11 protein-coding genes are annotated in these 16,454 nt (G+C 67.8%); 2 read left to right on the top strand and 9 right to left on the bottom strand.

All coding sequences use genetic code 11. The annotated features are described in order from the left end of the window. Positions 1 to 13: 13 nt before the first annotated feature. Positions 14 to 295 (top strand): chorismate mutase, encoded by a 282-nt coding sequence (locus ON04_RS08815; protein ID WP_010541241.1) that lies wholly within the window; start codon positions 14 to 16, stop codon positions 293 to 295. Positions 296 to 308: 13 nt separating this feature from the next. On the opposite strand, the gene ON04_RS08810 is transcribed toward ON04_RS08815, so the two are convergent. Continuing rightward, positions 309 to 968: a DUF5701 family protein gene (locus ON04_RS08810; protein WP_050815305.1), complete on the bottom strand. Its 660-nt coding sequence runs from the start codon at positions 966 to 968 to the stop codon at positions 309 to 311. 51 nt (positions 969 to 1,019) lie between these two features. Between ON04_RS08810 and pgi the strand changes: the two genes are divergently transcribed. Next, positions 1,020 to 2,678, top strand: a complete 1,659-nt coding sequence (pgi, locus tag ON04_RS08805; RefSeq protein WP_010541239.1) for a glucose-6-phosphate isomerase — start codon at positions 1,020 to 1,022, stop codon at positions 2,676 to 2,678. Between the two features lie 60 nt (positions 2,679 to 2,738). Here the strand turns inward: pgi and cydC are convergent, their stop codons facing one another. The 8 genes from cydC to ON04_RS08765 form a co-directional block, all read right to left on the bottom strand. After that, on the bottom strand, positions 2,739 to 4,448 hold the full coding sequence (cydC, locus tag ON04_RS08800) for a thiol reductant ABC exporter subunit CydC (RefSeq protein WP_050815304.1): 1,710 nt from the start codon (positions 4,446 to 4,448) through the stop codon (positions 2,739 to 2,741). Continuing rightward, on the bottom strand, positions 4,445 to 6,244 hold the full coding sequence (gene cydD / locus ON04_RS08795) for a thiol reductant ABC exporter subunit CydD (protein WP_010541237.1): 1,800 nt from the start codon (positions 6,242 to 6,244) through the stop codon (positions 4,445 to 4,447). Before cydD ends, cydC begins: the two co-directional genes overlap by 4 nt. Further along, the gene (gene cydB / locus ON04_RS08790) at positions 6,241 to 7,257 is read right to left on the bottom strand and encodes a cytochrome d ubiquinol oxidase subunit II (RefSeq protein ID WP_010541236.1); all 1,017 of its coding nucleotides are present in this window, start codon (positions 7,255 to 7,257) and stop codon (positions 6,241 to 6,243) included. The genes cydD and cydB overlap by 4 nt, the downstream gene beginning before the upstream one ends. 10 nt (positions 7,258 to 7,267) lie before the next feature. Next, the gene (locus ON04_RS08785) at positions 7,268 to 8,818 is read right to left on the bottom strand and encodes a cytochrome ubiquinol oxidase subunit I (RefSeq protein ID WP_010541235.1); all 1,551 of its coding nucleotides are present in this window, start codon (positions 8,816 to 8,818) and stop codon (positions 7,268 to 7,270) included. Between the two features lie 208 nt (positions 8,819 to 9,026). After that, the gene (locus ON04_RS08780; RefSeq protein ID WP_010541234.1) at positions 9,027 to 9,782 is read right to left on the bottom strand and encodes an SDR family oxidoreductase; all 756 of its coding nucleotides are present in this window, start codon (positions 9,780 to 9,782) and stop codon (positions 9,027 to 9,029) included. Continuing rightward, positions 9,779 to 10,654 (bottom strand): DNA-formamidopyrimidine glycosylase family protein, encoded by an 876-nt coding sequence (locus ON04_RS08775; protein WP_010541233.1) that lies wholly within the window; start codon positions 10,652 to 10,654, stop codon positions 9,779 to 9,781. Before ON04_RS08775 ends, ON04_RS08780 begins: the two co-directional genes overlap by 4 nt. Before the next feature lie 3 nt (positions 10,655 to 10,657). Beyond that, positions 10,658 to 11,569: a cation diffusion facilitator family transporter gene (locus ON04_RS08770; protein ID WP_010541232.1), complete on the bottom strand. Its 912-nt coding sequence runs from the start codon at positions 11,567 to 11,569 to the stop codon at positions 10,658 to 10,660. A gap of 93 nt (positions 11,570 to 11,662) precedes the next feature. Continuing rightward, positions 11,663 to 16,390 (bottom strand): ATP-dependent helicase, encoded by a 4,728-nt coding sequence (locus ON04_RS08765; protein WP_010541231.1) that lies wholly within the window; start codon positions 16,388 to 16,390, stop codon positions 11,663 to 11,665. Between the last annotated feature and the right edge of the window lie 64 nt (positions 16,391 to 16,454).

Below are 16,454 nucleotides of genomic sequence, written 5' to 3'. Positions count from 1 at the left end.
GGACAATTCGTCCATGAGCACCGACCCTGCTGGCACCGATGATCCGCTGTCCGAGGCCGAGATCCAGGAACTACGCCTGGAGATCGACCGCCTGGACGCCGAGATCCTCGACGCCATCGTCCGCCGCAGCGAGATTTCACGGCGCATCGGCCGCACGCGTATGAAGTCCGGCGGCACGAAACTGGTGCACACCCGCGAGCTCAAGGTCTACGAGCGCTTCTCTTCACTCGGCGAGGAGGGGCAGACCCTCGCGGGAATGCTCCTGCGTCTCGGTCGGGGTCGACTGGGGCACTAGGCGCGCCCGGGGATCAGCTGCCCGGCCCGGCCCTGCCGGCGGCCGAAGCGAAGCCCAGCCAGGTGTGGTGATTGTTCGCCCAACACCAGCCCACCTTGGGTGCGCCTCTGTTCTCTGTGCCGTCGCGGCCGGTCCCGCCGCTGATCCACAGCGCCGGCGTGCGCGAGTCCAGTCCGCCGCCCTTCTTGGGTTTGCGCGAGCCGATACACATAAAGCACTTCCCGGGTTCGAGCATCCCCGGCTCCTGCAGAAGCCAGCTGATCCCCTCGGAGACGGTCAGCGGGGTGCGGCCCCGGCCGGACAACTCGGCGTGTGCGGCGGATGGGGTCCAGCCCAGCATGTCGTCGTCTCTTGTCACGTCCTCCACCAGATACAGCGGGGCGTCCGGGACGCGGACGTCGTCGGTGGGGGTGAACCCGGCCAGGTCTGTCATGTCGACGACGACGAAGCCCGCCTTGCCCCCGCGGCGCATCAGGGTGGCTAGTCGCTCGGCCGACAGGAGTGACGGGTGGACTGCCACGATCGCGCGGTCCTCGCCCGGACTATCGGGGAGCGCGCGGGCGTGGGCCCGCAGCTCTTCGACGGTGATTCCGGCGAGCTCGGGCACGCCAGCGTCGATGAGCCGCTCGACCTGTTCGGCGATAGGGGAACGGGGATGAACCGTGGGGGTCACATCGCTGGAACAGGCGGCGGCCACCCGTAATTCCCGGATAACCTCGCAGTCATGACGGACATCAGTACGACGAAGCAGTGGGCAGCTGTGGAGGACCTGGTCCCCTCGATCGGTGAGACGACCCTGCGAGAACTCTTCGCCGCGGACCCCGAGCGCGGCCGCCGGATGTCGGTCACCGCCGGCGACCTCCACGTGGATCTGTCGAAACATCTGGTCAACGACGAGATTCTCTCCGCGCTCATAGAACTCGCAGACGCTGCCCACCTGCCTGCACAGCGGGCTGCCATGTTCCGGGGCGACCACATCAATACGACCGAGAACAGGCCGGTGCTCCATACCGCGCTTCGCCTCCCCGCCGACGCCGAGCTCGTCGTCGACGATCAGGACGTGGTCGCCGACGTACACGCGGTACTGGCACGCATGGCGGACTTTTCCGACCGCATCCGCTCCGGCGAGTGGACAGGTCACACCGGCGAGCGGATCGACACGGTGATCAACATCGGCATCGGCGGATCGGACCTCGGTCCGGTGATGGTCGACAGCGCTCTGCGCCAGTTCCGAACGGCCGGCATCCACGCCCGGTACGTCTCCAATGTCGACCCCGCCGACCTCTCCGCCACCCTCGCTGACGTCAACCCGGCCACAACATTGGTCGTGGTGGCCTCCAAGACGTTCACCACCCAGGAGACGATGGCCAACGCCCATGCTGCGCGCCGGCACTTCGTTGATGCACTGGGATCAGAGGATGCGATCGCTTCGCACTTCGTCGCGGTCTCCACCGCCGCCGAGGAGGTCGCCGACTTCGGCATCGCCACGGACAACATGTTCGAGTTCTGGGATTGGGTCGGCGGTCGCTACTCAGTGTCCTCGGCGATCGGACTGTCGGTGATGATCACAGCCGGACCACCGGCGTTCATCGAGATGCTCGAGGGCTTCCACACGATGGATCAGCACTTCGCCACCGAGGCGCCGCAACACAACGCGCCGGTCCTCATGGCACTGCTGGGGCTCTGGTACACGAGTTTCCTCGGCTCGCAATCCAAGGCTGTCATCCCGTACTCCCAGGATCTCCGCCGGTTCCCCGCTTACCTGCAGCAGTTGACCATGGAGTCGCTCGGCAAATCGGTACGGCACGACGGCTCCGATGTCACCTACCCCACCGGCGAGGTCTACTGGGGCGAGCCCGGCACCAATGGGCAGCACGCGTTCTTCCAGTTGCTCCACCAGGGCACGCAACTGGTGCCCGTCGACTTCATCGGCGTCGCCCGGCCGGGCGCAGACCTGGTCGCGACCCTGTCCGTCGAGACGGACGCGGTGTCCATGCATGACCTGCTCATCGCCAACCTGTTCGCACAGTCGAAAGTTCTGGCGTTCGGGAAAACCGAGGAGGAGGTCATCGCCGACGGCGTCGATCCGACTCTCGCGGCACACAAGGTCATGCCCGGTAACAGGCCGTCCACCACGATCCTGGCGCCGTCCCTCTCCCCCGGCGCACTCGGCCAGCTCATCGCTCTATACGAGCACATCGTGTTCACGCAGGCCGCGATCCTGGGCATCAACGCGTTCGACCAGTGGGGCGTCGAACTGGGCAAGGCCCAGGCCGGCGAGTTGCTGACCGCACTCACCGCCGAAGCCCACCCCGATCCGACCTTCGATTCCTCCACCGATTCCCTGGTCGAGATCTACCGCGAGGCCCGCGGCCGACGCTGAGCGGGCCCCACGTCAGCGGTGCCGCCAACGCACCCGCCCCGGACGCACTTCCGGACCAGCTCAGGTCGGATCGTCAGATCGGCATTCCACGTGCTCCAACACAGCGTCCTCATCGATCCCGCGTGCAGCCACCGTTACCACTGCGTCCGCAGCGACCCCGTTCGGCAGATGATGGGTCACCACCACGACCGTGCGGTCGGCGTCTACCAGTCCCGAGTCCCGGCTGAGCAGTCCGCGCTGCAGAGTCCCGGCGTCGGCGTCGTCGAGGTGCTCGGTCGGCTCATCCAGAAGCAGGACCCTCGCCGGCGACAGCAGCGCTCTGGCCAATAGCAAGCGGCGCCGCTGTCCGCCGGAGACCGTGTGCGCCGCAGCAGACATGACCGTATCGAGGTCGTCGGGAAGCCCGGCCACCCATTCACCTAGTCCGACCATCTCGAGGACGGACCGCGCCTCGCGCTCGTCGACGTCACCACGTGCCACCCGGAGGTTCTCCAGAATCGAGGTGTCGAAGAGGTGTGCGTCCTCGGCGAAGAACCCCACGCTGCGGCGAAGTGCGTCGGGATCGAGGTGATCCAGTGGGACCCCGTCAAGAGAAACCGAGCCCCCGCGGGCCGGGAGCAGACCCGCCAGGGTCATCAACAGGGTGGTCTTCCCGCTGCCGCTCCCGCCGACCACGGCCACCCTGGCGCCGGGCTGCAAGTCCATGTCGATCGGCGGGGAGGCGGGGCGCCCCGGCCAGCCGGCCTGCAGGCCTACCACCCGCAGGCGTCCCGGGCCGTCAGCCGGCGCCGTTCCGAACGTGACCGGTTCGTCGGCACGGTCGAGCAGATCGGTGATCCGACCCGCTGCGAACCGCGCCCGCAGGAGAGCGAGTGCTGCGGTGGGCAGCGGTGCGGTCGCCTCGAACGCCGACAGCGGGAGAAGCACGAGGACACCGAGCATGGTAGGGGCGATGCCGTCCGTCCCGGATGCGTAGAGGGTCAGCCCGACCACCAGTGCCCCGATTACACTCACACCGACAGCCAGAGGTGCTGCTGCGTCGGCCCACGCTGACGGGACGGCGGCGCGGTCGGTCGCCCGCACCGCCACGAGGTTCGCCGACCGGGCGCGAGAAGTCAACGCCGAGAGCTCGCCTGCCACCCGCAGCTCGGCTGCGTGATCGAGGGCGGTTATCGCCTGCTCGTTGAATCGGGCCCGGGCGCCGTCACCCTCTATTTCCGCGTCGGTCGCGGCACGGGCCGCGAGCCAGGGCGCCACGACCCCGGCCACCAATAATGAGAGTGCGAGCACTACCCCGGCGACAGGCGCGATGATCCCCACCGTGACCACCGCGGCCAGCGAGAGCACCAGTGCCACCGCCATCGGCACCACAGCGCGCACGACCACATCGCCCAGAGCGTCGATGTCAGCGCCGGTGCGCGTGAGGAGGTCTCCCCGCTTCAGCCCGGCCGTGGCTGCGGGGTCACCCGCCGCGAGTCGTCGATACAGCTGCGTCCGGGCCGCGGTCATACCGCGCAACGCGGTGTCGTGTGTGGTCAGGCGTTCCAGGTACCGGAACAGTCCTCGGGAAATGCCGAGCGCCCGGACCGCCACCACCGCGACGGTCAGGTCCAGAACCGGAGGCATCTGCCAGGCCCGGATGATGAGCCACGCGGAAAGTCCGGCCAACAACAGCGCACTGCCCAGAGTTGCGGTGCCGGCCATCACCGCCACCATCACTCGACGTGGATCGAGTTCGAGAAGGGCCATCGCCCGACGGAGATCTCTCATACCCGCGCGCACCCCGCTCCCCCGGCGTCGACTGATCGGACGGTGACGATCTCGTCGGCCACGGCGAGCACGCTGGGCCGGTGAGCGATGAGTATCACCGTGCGCCCGGCTCTGGCGAGTCCGACCACGGTCTCGAGCACCCGCGCTTCGGATCGCGGGTCGAGGTGCGCGGTCGGCTCGTCGAGCAGCAGTACCGGTCGGGCCGACGCGAGGGTGCGGGTGAGCGCCAACCGCTGTCGCTGCCCAAGTGACAGGCCGGTGCCGTCCACTCCTACCACTGTGTCCCAGCCGTCTGGGCAGTCCGCGAGCACCTCGTCGAATCCGGTCGCCTCACACACCGCGTCCAGGCCCGGGGTCCGCGTGTCGACGCCAACCAAGCCCAGATTCTCGCCCAGGGTGCCGGGCAGCAAGACCGGGCGCTGCGGCAGCCAGGCCACGCTCCGCCACCATGCGTCGTCGCTGGTCACCGGAGCACCTGCCACCGTGATGGTGCCCGCGTCCAACGGAACGAGACCGAGCAACGCCGACATCGCCGTCGTCTTTCCCGCGCCGTTCTCACCGGTGAGCGCGGTGATACGCCCCGGCCGACACCGCGCATCGAGTCGGTGCGGGGCCCACCCGTCCCGACCAGACACACCGACGCCGCAAAAGACGATCTCCGGCGCCGGAGTCCCCGAATCCGACGTGCCCAACCCCGACCCGACAGTGTCGGTCGTGTACGGCCCCCGGGAGCAGACCCCGTCGCCGGATCGCACCTCTCTGGCCGGAGCCCGTCCGGTCGTCTCAAGCACCGCGAACGCTCGGTTGGCCGCGGTAAGCCCGTCCTCGGCGGCGTGAAACCTCGTGCCGACTTCGCGCAGCGGACGGTAGGCCTCCGGCGCGAGGATCAGCGCGATGACACCGGCCTCCAGCGGCATCGCACCGTAAACCAGGCGCATGCCGATGCCCACCGCCACCAACGCCACGGAAAGCGTGGCCAGAAATTCCAGCACTGTGCCGGACAGGAACGCCACACGCAGCGCGGACATGGACGAGCGTCGGTGCGCGTCCCCCAGTTCGCGGATCCGCCCGGACGGACCCTTCTCCCGGCCCAGAGCCCGCAGTGTGGGGAGTCCGGCCAGCAGGTCGAGCATCTGAGCGGAAAGGGTGCTCGTGGCCGCGAGTGTGCGTTCGGCCTTCCCCTGGGTCAGGAATCCGATGAGGATCATGAAGACCGGGATCAACGGCAGCGTCACGACCACGATGAGCGCCGAGGCCATATCGTGCACGGCGATGACGACGACCACCACCGGTGTCAGCACCCCCGCCGAGAACAGGGCCGGCACGTAGCCGGTCAGGTAGTCACGGAGCCCGTCTAGTCCGCGGGTGAGGACCGTGACGATCTCGGGGAGCCGCGGATACAGCTCACGGGGCGAGAAGTTGGTCGCGGCGTCGAGGACCTCCTGCTCGAGGTCGGCGACGACCCGGGTCGCGGTCCGGTGCGCGTAGCGGGAGTGTATCCAGCTCACTGCCACGCGAACGATGATCGCCGCGGCCAGTACCGCCAACTCGACGCTCCAGTCACGCACCGAGTGGACGTCTGTGGTGATCGCGCCGGCCAGGATTCGTCCGATACTTGTGGCGATGACGACCACCATGACGACGTCGAGCACCTGGGTGGCCACGGTCCAGACCAGGTAGCCTGGCGCGGCCCGGGAGTACCGCCACAGCCGTGGATCGAGCGGAGCGCGCCGACTCCGGATGGCGTCCGTGCGGTCAGCCACCTCGATGGCGTCCGTGGAGTCCTGCGCTGTCATACCGCCACTGGCTCGCGCTCACCCTCGACGGAGATACGTTTGCGGAACACCCAGTACGTCCATCCCTGGTAGAGCATCACGACCGGAGTCAGGAAGGCCGCTGCCCAGGTCATGATCTTCAGCGTGTATGGCCCGGACGAGGCGTTCTCGATGGTGAGCGACCACGCGGGGTCGAGCGTCGACGGCATGACGTCCGGGAACAGGGAACCGAAGAGCATCACCACGGTCGCGGCGATCGCCACGGTGCTGAACAGGAACGCCCAGCCCTCGCTGCCGACGAATGTCGTAGCCACCACGACCAGCAGCGCCACGGCTGCGACGGCCAGGACGATCCACGTCCAGCCGGTTCCGTACGCGAGCTGGGTCCACAGTCCGAACGCTCCCGCCACGACGAGCGCGGGGATCGACAGTCGCCGGGCCAGGGCCACCGCGTCGGTGCGCAGCGGTCCGTCGGTCTTGAGCGCGAGGAACACTGCGCCGTGCAGGGCGAAGACGATCGCCGTGGTTGCGCCGCCGAGCAGCGCATAGGGATTGAGCAGAGAGAAGAATCCGCCGACGTACTGCTTGTCTGCGTCGATCGGCACGCCGCGCACGATGTTGGCGAACGCGACTCCCCACAGCACGGCCGGGAGCCACGAACCGAGGATGATCCCCCTGTCGCACCACCGACGCCATACCGGATCGTCGACCTTGCCGCGCCACTCGATCGCGCAGACCCTCACGATCAGGCCCAGCAGGATCAGCAGCAGCGGAAAGTAGAAACCGGAGAACAGCGTGGCGTACCAGTCCGGGAAGGCGGCGAAGAGGGCACCGCCAGCGGTGATGAGCCACACCTCGTTCCCGTCCCAGACCGGCCCGATCGTCTTCATCACCGCGGTCCGGCGTTCCGACGCATGCTCGCCCCGACCGAGGATCGGCAGGTGCATGCCCACGCCGAAGTCGAACCCCTCGAGGACGAAGTAGCCGGTGAACAGCACCGCGACAAGGATGAACCAGACTTCCTGAAGTCCCATGCCTGATCTCCTAGTAAGCGAAGTTGAGCGAGTCGGGCTGTTCGTCGTCGGCCCCATCCAGACCCGCGACCTGCGAGTCGCCGGGCAGCGGGCCGGCCATCGCGTGTGTGCGCATCAACCAGAACCACACCACGGCCAGCGCCGCATAGAGCAGGGTGAAGCTGACCAGGGACGTCACCACCGTCGCGATCGGGTGGTTGGACACGCCCTGGTCCACCGTGAGCCGAATCAGGTCCACCCCGGTGGGATTGGGGTGTACCACCCAGGGCTGGCGCCCCATCTCGGTGAAGATCCAGCCGGCACTGTTGGCGAGGAACGGGGTCGGGATCGCGATGAGCGCCAACCAGCCGAACCACTTCTGGTCGGGCACCCGCCCCTTCCGGGTGAGCCACAGACCGGCCAGCGCGAGTGCCGCGGACCCGGCCGCGAAGCCGATCATCGCGCGGAAAGACCAGTAGGTGACGAACAGGTTGGGGGCGTAGTTCCCTGGCCCGAATTGCTCTTGGTACTGCTCCTGGAGTTCCTCGACTCCCTGCAACGTCACGCCGTCTATACGCCCTTCGGCAAGGAACGGCAGCACGTACGGCACCTCGATGAGGCGTTGGATGCCATCGCAGTTGTTGTGTGTGCCGATGGTGAGGATGGAGAAGTTCGGGTCGGTCTCGGTGTGACAGAGCGACTCCGCCGAGGCCATCTTCATCGGCTGTTGGTCGAACATGAGCTTGGCCTGGCCGTCACCGGTGTAGACCAGGGCCAACCCCGCGATGACCATGGCGAGCAGGCCCAGTCGGGTGGCCGGCCGGAACACGGAGCGGGCCTCGTCCTCGAGCGCTGACGCGTCCTCTAGCACCGAGCCGTCCGGGGACGTCGAGCCCTCGTCCAGCTCCGAGCCGATCGCCGGAAGGGACGCCCTGAGGTCGGCGGCCCGCCGCATGTTGCGGACCATCCACCAACCGCCGATCCCGGTCACGAACGTCGCGGCGGTGAGGAGTCCACCCGCGATCACGTGCGGAAAGCCCCACATCAGCGTGCTGTTGGTGAAAAGGGCACCGATGTCGTCCAGCCGTGCACGTCCCGACTCGGCGTCGTAGAAGGCACCGACCGGATGCTGCATGAACGAGTTCGCCGCGACGATGAAGAAGCCGGAGGCGTTCACGGCGATCGCGACCAACCAGATGCAGGCGAGATGCACGAGCCTCGGCAGCTTGGTCCACCCGAAGATCCACAGGCCGAGGAACGTGGATTCGAGGAAGAAGGCGACCAGCCCTTCCAGCGCGAGCGGGGCGCCGAATACGTCGCCGACGAAGCGGGAGTACTCACTCCAGTTCATCCCGAACTGGAACTCCTGCACGATGCCGGTGGCCACACCGATCGCGAAGTTGATGAGGAACAGCTTGCCGAAGAACCTGGTTAGCCGAAGCCAGTGGTCTTTACCTGTCGCCACCCACATCGTCTGCATGATCGCTACGAGTGGCGCCAGGCCGAGGGTGAGCGGAACAAAGATGAAGTGATAGACGGTCGTGATCCCGAACTGCCACCGGGCAAAGTCCAGAGCGTCCATGGTTCCCCTGTCGACTCAGAGCGTCATGTCCACACAAGCGCTTAAGGATACTTCTACTACACCTGGGTGCTGGTCCCCTCGGTCCGCGCGGACAACGTGAGCATGCCCACGTCAGAACAGGCGGTTCCACACCTGAACGAGGGCACTGGTGCGCCGGGCGCGGAGATCGGACCATGGGCTGCACGTCACTCGGGAGACGCTGTCCGAATCAGACGAAGCGGCGGCTTATCTTCTCCGGGAGGAGCGTCAGCAGAGGGCCAATCGCCTTCCACGGTTTCGATGGGACGAGCGCGTGCGTGGGCTCAGCATCGATTGTCTTCACCAGCGCGTCGACACCCTGGTCGAACTCAGTCATCAGTGGGGTTTTGACCGAGCGGTTGATGTCCGTGCGGATATAGCCCGGCAGAATGTCTGTCACCTTGATTCGGCTTCCCGCGCTGTCGAGCTCCGCGTACAGTCCCTGCGCGAGAGCCGACACGAACGCCTTGGATGCACCGTAGGTGTTCTGCGCCTTCGGCATACCCCGAAGGGCACTCACCGACGAGATAAACACCAAATGCCCCTCGCCGCGCGTGAACAACAACTTCATTGCGGCTTCGGCCTGGTTGAGCGTCCCGATAGCGTTGACCATCGCGGTCTCCCGGTTCGCGTGTGCCTTACCCGTACCGATCGAGGCTCCCTTGCCCAAACCAGCATTGAGCACAAACCTGTCGATACCTCCGAGCTCGGCATAGAGCTCGCTGAACACCCGCTCCACCGCCTCGCCATCCGTCACATCCAGCTCGCGGACGCTCACCGTGATCGAGGGATTCGCAGCCAGCAGCTCGGCGCGCAGCTCCGAAAGACGGTCCAGACGCCGCGCGCACAACGCGAGATTCTTGCCCTTAGCAGCCCAGCGGCGGGCCATTCCCTCGCCAAGACCAGAGCTGGCGCCGGTGATCAGGATCGTCTTGCGGTCGGTCACGAATTCTCCTCCGTTGGCGATGTGCCCAGTGTGGCACGGCGCGGCTGGCAGGACGGGCATCTGTACGCGATGCGATCCAGTGAATCGCTCGGTTCATCGGGATCCGCGAGACCCCCGAGGCGAAAGGTCTCCACCTCGGTGCCACATCTGCGGCACGGTTTGCCGTCGCGGCCGTACACCCACAACTCACGCCCGCGCCGGGTGTCCCCGGTGGTCACACGCACAGTGAGGTCGGCGTTCGCCACCAGCATCCTGCGTGCAAGCGTGACCGCGCCACGCAGATCCGGGACAACCTCAACTGGGTCCCGCGGGTCAATCCCCCGCAGGAAACACAGCTCAGCGCGGTAGACGGTGCCGATCCCGGCCAAATTGCGCTGATCGAGCACCGCTTCACCGATAGTTCGACTGGGCCTCTCCTCGATCCGTCGCACTACCTCAGCCGGGCTCGCCGCAGGGTCCCAATCAGAGCCGAGCAGGTCGGGCCCGAGATGGTCCACGGCGCGAGCAGCTTCGGTAGGGGTCAGCGCGCGCAACAGTCCGAGCTCGGTGCCCACGACCTCGACGTCGCCGGCGCGCAGGATCAAGCGGACGGTGTGGGCGGGAAACCGCCACCGGTCGCCCGCACGCAACACATGAATGCGGCCTTCCATCTTGAGGTGGATGTGGAGGGTAACGGGGTCGCGGCCACGTTCGTCGGGCCCCACGACGACGAAGAGGTGCTTCCCCCTGGACCGGGCTTCCGTTACAGTCCTGCTGCTCAGGTCAACCGCGGCGAATCTCGGCATCCGAAGCTCGGCCTGGTCCAGAGTTGTCCCGGCCAGAGCGCCGTGCACCCGCGTCGCGGCCCTGAACACGGAGTCGCCTTCGGGCACCGTTCACCACCCCAGTTCGCGGCAGCCGGATACTCCGACAGTCTCGATCTGCACGGTCACGTGCTCGACGCCGTGCCGCTCGAACAGGACGCGCCGAGCGTCCTCGAGCACTTCTGCGTGATCAGCAGACGGGGCCACAACGAGGTGCACGGTACCCACGTCCATCCCCGAGGTCAGCGTCCATAGGTGTAGGTCGTGCACCTCCTCGACGTGATGGAGGGTTTTAAGCTCGGCCTCTACCTCTGTTGGATCGACCCCGTCAGGAGCGTGTTGGGCGAGAACGGCCAGCACCCGGCGGCCGAGCGCTGCAGCCCGCACCACGATGAATACGGCGATAGCCACCGCGACCACCAGGTCCCACACCGTTGAACCGGTCGCTCGTATGAGCAGCGCGGCCACTATCACGCCGACCGAACCGGCTGCGTCGGCCAGTACTTCGAGGTACGCGCCGCGAACTGCCAGACTCTCGGCGGAGCCGCTTCGCAGTAACAGCAGGGAAATCAAGTTGACGACGAGCCCCAGAGCGCCGATGAGCAGCATCGTCCCGGTGGCGACGGGAGTATCCGAACCGAAACGAGTTACCGCCTCCCCCAGGACGTACAACCCCATGCCCAGCATGATGAGTACCGCCAGACCGGACGCGAAGATCTCCACGCGGTAGTGCCCGAATGTCCGGCGACCGCTCGCATCCGGGCGGGTGGCGATGATCGTGGCCAGCAGGGCGGCACCGAGCGCGACAACGTCCGCACCCATGTGGCCGGCATCGGAAAGCAGAGCCAGCGATCCGGAGAGCAGACCGGCGACCAACTCGACGACGAAGAACCCCGCTGTTAACGCAAACGCGATGGCGAGCCGCGCCCGGTGACGCCCGCCGGCGTGCGCGGACGGCCCAGCGTGACTGTGTCCAACACCCATACAGAACCCCCCTTCCACACATGCATCTTTGTGCATATCTTAGCTAACTGCCAGCGTGGCACCAAGGCGGGGATTTCGACCCCACCTGGCAAATCATCTGCGGAGGCGTAAACCTTTGGGGGTGATACCGAACCCCGCGGACTCGAACGACGCAGCGTGGCGGGTCGTGTGCACGGGTTCGCCACCGATGGTGGTGATAGTGAGCGTGCCTACTGCGCCCGATGTCACCTTCTCGGCGAGTGCGGCGGCAGCGAGTGGGACGGCCTCGTCCCGGTCGTCAAAGATGAGGATGGTCCGCCCGCCGCGTTCGACGAACAGAACGCACAGACCGTCTACCAGCACCACCAGAGCTCCCGCCTTCCGCCCGGGCCGATGCCCGGGCCCGTTTCCGGCTCCTGCGTCGTCGCCGTCGTCACGCGTGCTGGAGGCAGGCCAGGGAAGGGCCGCGCCGTAGGGGTTTGCGGGGTCGGTTGCGGCGAGAACGCGGACTACAGGCTCGTCCGCCCCGGACGGCCAGTGAGCGTCGTCCGCAGTGTCGTCAAACGTGCGCATCCGGTCGATGGTGTTGCCGGCGGCGAACTGGGCGGCGCCGAGACCGTCAACGAAATACCCGCGCCGACAGCGTCCTGAATCCTCCATCTGCGCGAGAACTTTGTACACAGCGGCAAACCCGCCGGGAATCTCCTCCGACTCCACCGTCCCCCGGGTGACGACCCCATGGCGCATCAACAGAGTTTCCGCCCAGGCGTGGGCGCGAAGGGTCGCGTCGGTGACAGGCTCGGGAACGAGCGACCACCGGCCGGCGAGCACAGGGGGCGTTCTCATCCCAGCCGCCACCGCACCGTTCAGCTGGGCCATGGTCGTCCTGCCCAGACGAGCGCGACGGGGCCGAGCCGAGGACCGGGGTGAGCGGTGTGCGGTTCCCGCCCCCGAGGAGCCCCCGCCGGCAAGTACAGCGCGCAGCGGGGCGAGGGTGTCATTGGTGACCACTCCGTCCCACACCAGGTCCCACAGCGCATCGCGGACCACGGCCTCGGTAACGGTGGGCGCGGGCGTCGCGGGCACGGTGTCTGTGGAAACAGATCCGGCAGGAGCTGCAGCCTCCTTTACCCTGGCCACGATGTCGCGGAAGAACAGCGCACCGCCGCGCAGGGAATCGACGACGGCGACGTGCACGGGCCCTTCCGGAGCCGGTCTATCCAGAGGCAGAGTCGCGCCAGCCGAATCCGCCGGATGCAGGGAGACCCAGCCGTCACGTGATCCGGCGCGACCGCGACCGCTCCAGATGACTTCTCCTCCGGACAGGAGTTCGTCGAGCATCGCCGGGGAGTAGTCCCCCACACGCGGCGCCAGGATCAGTGGCTCGAGCGCGGACGCGGGCAGGGCGACTCCATCGAGCTGCTCGATCACGGCGAGCACTCCGTCAACGCCGGACTCGGCGCCGGAGCTGGAGCTGGAGCCGAGGCTCTGCCAACCCGGGAGAAAGCGCCCCAGCGCCGAGTGCGAGACCGGCTCGATCTGGGAGCGCAACGCGGCGAGCGAACGGCGGCGGATGTGACGCAGCACCTCGGCATCGCACCACTCCGGTCCGGTTGCGCCCGGGCGGAATTCGCCGGCGAGCAGCACTCCGGAGGAGGTGAGCCGGTCGAGCACGCCGCGAGCGACGGCCACCCCGAGTCCGAACCGTTCAGCGACCGCGTCGACGGTGAACGGTCCGTGCGTCCGTCCGTAGCGTCGGATGAGTTCTCCGAGCGGGTCGTCGACGTCGCCGAGGAAGGCGGACGGCACTCCGGGAGGTGGTGGCACTCCGAGACCGTCCCGCAGCCGGGCCACGTCCTCGACGCCTGCCCACCACGTCCGGCCGGCGTGTTCAACGGTGACGACTCGCCACGCCGCGGCCAACGAGGCGAGCCACTCGGGCACCGCGTCGGGATCGACGGAACGCTCAGCGACCTCGGCCACGGTGAGTGGACCGAGGAGTCGCAAGAGGTCCACGAGCGCCTCGGCGTCTCGGGCCGCGCGGTCGGGTTCGAGGAGCTGTAGCCGCCGCTCGATCGAGTCCAGTACCTCGACGTCGAGCAACTCGCGCAACTCGACGCGGCCGAGAAGCTGACCGAGCAGCGCCGGGTCAATCGCGAGGGCGGCGGCGCGCTTCTCCGCGAGCGGTGAGTCACCCTCGTAGAGGAACGCGCCGACGTAGTCGAACAACAGCGACTGCGCGAATGGTGACGCGCTGGGCGTATCCACCTCGACGATCCGCACCGTCCGCGATTCGATCTCGTTCAGCAACCGTTCGAGGGCGGGGACGTCGTAGACGTCCTGCAGGCACTCGCGCACGGCCTCGAGGATCATGGGGAAATCCGGGTACTTCCGCGCGACGTCGAGCAACTGTGCCGACTTCTGGCGCTGCTGCCACAACGGCGCCCGCCGTCCCGGATCGAGCCGCGGAAACAGCAGGGCGCGCGCCGAACATTCACGGAAGCGGGAGGCGAACAGTGCGGAACCGCCCACATGCCGGGTGACCAGATCCACCGCCTCCTCGGCACCGATGGCGAACGTCTCCGCTCCTGGTCGCGAGCCGGACTCGCCGTCGTCGCCCATGTCCGGGACCCGGAGGATGATGCCGTCGTCCGATACCACCGGCACCGCATCGAACCCGTGCGCGGCGGCCAGACGAGCACGCACCGCCTCCGCCCACGGCCAGTGCACCCGCGCGCCGAACGGCGAGTGGAGCACAACCCGCCAGTCCCCGACCTCGTCCCGGAAACGCTCCACCACGAGGGTGGTGTCACTGGGGACGTGGCCGGTCGCTTCGCGCTGCTCCGCGAGGAAGCGTCGTAGATTCGTCGCGGCGTTGGCGTCGAGCCCAGCACTGTCCAACCGGGCCGCAACCTCCGCGTCAGCACCACCGGCCACCTCGCGAAGAAAGCCGCCCAACGCGCGACCGAGCTCGGCCGGCCGGCCCTGGTCGTCACCGAGCCAGAACGGCAGGCGCCCCGTACCCCCGGGAGCGGGGCTGACCAGGACGCGATCATGGGTGATCTCCTCGACACGCCAACTTGAGGCGCCGAGCGCGAACACGTCACCCACACGCGACTCGTAGACCATCTCCTCGTCCAACTCACCGACGCGGGTGGCCTTCTCCCCCACCATGAACACGCCGAACAGGCCGCGGTCGGGGATGGTGCCACCTGAGGTGACGGCCAGCCGTTGGGAACCCGGGCGGCCGGTGAGAGTGCCCGCGTCGCGGTCCCATACCAACCGCGGCCGCAGCTCGGCGAAGTCCGCGGACGGATACTTGCCGGCGAGCATGTCGAGAGTGGCCTCGAAAGCCGATCGCGGCAGACCCGCGTAGGGAGCGGTACGCCGGACGGCCGAGAACCACTCCTCCACGCCGAGGGGGTCCAGCGCGCACGCCGCGACTGTCTGTTGCGCGAGAACGTCGAGTGGATTGGCGACCACCGAGAGTTCCTCGATCGAGCCGGCGAGCATCCGCTCGACGGTCACCGCGCTGTGTACCAGATCCGCGCGATGCTTGGGGAATACCACCGCACGGGAGACCTCACCGACCTGGTGACCGGCACGTCCGACGCGCTGCAGCCCCGACGCCACCGAGGGGGGCGATTCGACCTGCACCACCAGGTCCACCGCCCCCATGTCGATCCCCAGCTCCAGCGACGACGTGGCCACGACCGCCCGAAGTCGACCGGACTTGAGGGCGTCCTCGATCATCGCGCGGCGTTCCTTGGAAACCGACCCGTGGTGCGCCATCGCCAGCTCCGGTGGCGCGCCCCGCGAAACCTCGGACGGGACCATCAACTGTGCCGGCGGCCGGGCCGGTGGCGCCGGCAGTGACCCGGGGTCGGTGTCTTCCGCGTAGATCTCGTTGAGACGGGCCGTGAGCCGCTCGGCGAGTCTGCGGGAGTTGACGAACACGATCGTCGAGCGGTGCGCTGTGACCAGGTCGACCACCTGCCGCTCGACGTGCGGCCAGATCGAACCCTGGCCCGGCGCTCCAGGTGGTGTGGTCACGTCCGGTGCCGCCGAGGTCAGGTCTGTCATGTCCTCCACCGGCACGCGGACGGACAGCTCGAAGGTCTTGTCGGAGCGCGGCGCAACCACGGTGACCGGGCGCTCTCCCGCCAAGAAGCGGGCCACCTCCGAGTGCGGCCTGACCGTGGCCGACAAGCCCACCCGCTGTGCGGGGTTGGGGAGCAGATCGTCCAGTCGCTCGAGACTCAGCGCGAGGTGGGCGCCGCGCTTACTGCCCGCGACCGCGTGGATCTCGTCGATGATGACCGTGTCCACACCCGTCAGGGTCTCCCGAGCGGCTGAGGTGAGGAGGAGGAACAGCGACTCAGGAGTGGTGACCAAGACATGCGGCGGTTTCGCCCGCTGGCGACGGCGCTCGTCCGGCGGGGTGTCGCCGGTGCGGATCCCGACCGTCACCTCCGCGGTCTCCGCGTCCAGCGCCGCGGCCTCCCTGGCGATCCCAGCGAGTGGGGCCCGGAGGTTCCGCTCGACGTCCACCGCGAGCGCCTTGAGCGGAGAGATGTACAGCACCCGTGTGCCCGGGCCGGAAGCGCGAGTTCTCCCTGCGCCAGCCCCCGGGTCTGATTCGGCTGGACCCAGCAGCAGCCCGTCGAGCGCCGCGAGGAACGCCGACAGGGTCTTCCCCGACCCGGTGGGTGCCACGACCAGCGTGTGGGATCCGCCGGCGAGGGCCGACCAGGCACCTTCCTGCGCGGGTGTGGGCGTGCTGAACGCGCCACGGAACCAGGAGGCGGTGGCCGGGTGGAACCGGTCTAGTGCGGCGGACATGGTCTTATGATGACGTACCTGTACGACACCCGCCGGAACGCGAGTCCCTCTCCGTAGAGTGTGG

It is taken from the genome of Dietzia alimentaria 72 (assembly GCF_000226215.1).
In the GTDB taxonomy this organism is placed as follows: domain Bacteria; phylum Actinomycetota; class Actinomycetes; order Mycobacteriales; family Mycobacteriaceae; genus Dietzia; species Dietzia alimentaria.
The sequence above is the reverse complement of the archived record's forward strand: the minus strand, read 5'-3'. Positions and strand labels throughout refer to the sequence as shown.

Excerpts from the sequence above, each read along its gene's own strand:
- ON04_RS08815 (WP_010541241.1), top strand. The coding sequence starts at position 14 with ATGAGCACCGACCCTGCTGGCACCGATGATCCGCTGTCCGAGGCCGAG.
- pgi (WP_010541239.1), top strand. The coding sequence starts at position 1,020 with ATGACGGACATCAGTACGACGAAGCAGTGGGCAGCTGTGGAGGACCTG.
- cydC (WP_050815304.1), bottom strand. The coding sequence starts at position 4,448 with ATGAGAGATCTCCGTCGGGCGATGGCCCTTCTCGAACTCGATCCACGT.
- cydD (WP_010541237.1), bottom strand. The coding sequence starts at position 6,244 with ATGACAGCGCAGGACTCCACGGACGCCATCGAGGTGGCTGACCGCACG.
- cydB (WP_010541236.1), bottom strand. The coding sequence starts at position 7,257 with ATGGGACTTCAGGAAGTCTGGTTCATCCTTGTCGCGGTGCTGTTCACC.
- ON04_RS08785 (WP_010541235.1), bottom strand. The coding sequence starts at position 8,818 with ATGGACGCTCTGGACTTTGCCCGGTGGCAGTTCGGGATCACGACCGTC.
- ON04_RS08770 (WP_010541232.1), bottom strand. The coding sequence starts at position 11,569 with ATGGGTGTTGGACACAGTCACGCTGGGCCGTCCGCGCACGCCGGCGGG.
- ON04_RS08765 (WP_010541231.1), bottom strand. The coding sequence starts at position 16,390 with ATGTCCGCCGCACTAGACCGGTTCCACCCGGCCACCGCCTCCTGGTTC.